The sequence below is a fragment of the Microcystis sp. M53602_WE12 genome (assembly GCF_030065455.1).
Classification (GTDB): domain Bacteria; phylum Cyanobacteriota; class Cyanobacteriia; order Cyanobacteriales; family Microcystaceae; genus Microcystis; species Microcystis aeruginosa.
On the sequence record NZ_JASJFB010000801.1, the window covers coordinates 1 to 1,442 of the forward strand.

Sequence of the window (1,442 nt, forward strand, 5' to 3'; positions counted from 1 at the left end):
GTTGGATAAGGCTTTTAGACTTTTTTGACCTCAAAAAGTCCCGACCCTTGCAGTGATTGAGGGGAAAATTCCGGGACTTTTTGCCTGAAAATTAGGTAATTGACCAGGTGAAAATGGGTAAAACCCCACACCCCACACCCTACACCCTGCCACCAGGAAAAACTTTTTCAGCAGACCCTAGATAGATGGTTTCCTAGCTCTAAAAGGTGTAGTAATTGCGGGTATATTGCCCTTGAAAATGCCGTTAAATATTCGAGAGTGGGATTGTCCAATCTGTGGAACACACCATGACCGAGATATTAACGCTAGTAAAAACATTTTGGCCGCAGGACTTGCGGTGTCAGTCCGGGTCGCGACCATAAGACCAGAACAGAGTAAAACTGGGGCGGCAGGTGCGGAACCCCGCAAGGGAAAGAAGCAGAAACCTAAATCGTGAGGTTTGGGAATCACCGTCCGTTTACGGCGGTGAGGATGTCAAGGTCAAAGCCGACCGACGGAAGCTGTGGGTCGAGACTCCCTTTAGTCCCGCCCGTTCGCAAGCGTTTCTTAGGATCAGGGCGGCACTCGATCGGTGCAGGTGTCCTTTTTCTCTAGCGTTGTGGAAAGAGGGGAAAAGGTAACTATCGGGTTGAAATTCTTGCAGGTAAAGGTCGAGGATTTTCCGCAGGGCTGGATTGACGGGGATGGAACGAGTTCCCTTCTTACCTTTGGTAGTGGACTTCCTGAAGGTGATCGCCGCCCCCACATCGTTGACGGTCAGTTGCAGTGCCTCCGATATCCTGCAGCCAGTATGGAAACAGATGCCAAATAGACATCTATCCCGATCGTTATCGAAACCAGCGAACAGACGATCTAGTTCGACTTGAGAGAGAATTTTGGCTTGTCCGTTACCGTTAACTTTCACGATACTTCTGTTCTACTAGACAATACTGCACTATCGTCTAGTATAATGCCGCCAGTCGCTCGGAAGTCTTTTTCTTTAAAATAATTCTTTGGGCAGTTAGTTATGTTATAACATTTGTCATAACATAATTACGGAAGGTCATAGATTATGACAAGTCTAACGCTCCGAAAAATCGGCAATTCCATAGGTGTGATCTTACCGAAAGAGGTTTTATCCCGACTGAACGTAGAGGAAGGAGATCAGATTTATATCACGGAATCGCCAGATGGATACAGAATTTCTGGCTTTGATCCCGATTTTGAAGAAACCATGAAAGCTTTTGAAGATACTTACTCTCAGTACCGCAACGCCTTCAAGGAACTCGCCAAATAATCAGCAATTCTCATTTTGAAAAAAATCAGATAAAATTCTCTTATAGCAATTCCCATAGTTGTGAGGTACAGAGTCTTAGGTTTTGAGGAGTCAGGAGTCAGGAGTTAAGATTTTGGTGTACCTCATGAGATTGGGAAACGCTATATTTAAATAGAGAACTTGTGTA

2 protein-coding genes and 1 pseudogene are annotated in these 1,442 nt (G+C 45.2%); 2 read left to right on the plus strand and 1 reads right to left on the minus strand.

The window, feature by feature from the left end:
• Positions 1–177: 177 nt before the first annotated feature.
• Positions 178–436: pseudogene (locus PX482_RS24465) on the plus strand (zinc ribbon domain-containing protein); the annotation flags it as partial.
• Positions 437–457: 21 nt separating this feature from the next.
• Here PX482_RS24465 and PX482_RS24470 read toward each other — a convergent pair.
• The gene (locus PX482_RS24470) at positions 458–904 is read right to left on the minus strand and encodes a tyrosine-type recombinase/integrase (RefSeq protein ID WP_288094525.1); all 447 of its coding nucleotides are present in this window, start codon (positions 902–904) and stop codon (positions 458–460) included.
• Between the two features lie 147 nt (positions 905–1,051).
• On the opposite strand from PX482_RS24470, the gene PX482_RS24475 reads away from it, so the two are divergent.
• Positions 1,052–1,276, plus strand: a complete 225-nt coding sequence (locus PX482_RS24475; protein ID WP_002757519.1) for an AbrB/MazE/SpoVT family DNA-binding domain-containing protein — start codon at positions 1,052–1,054, stop codon at positions 1,274–1,276.
• Positions 1,277–1,442 lie beyond the last annotated feature (166 nt).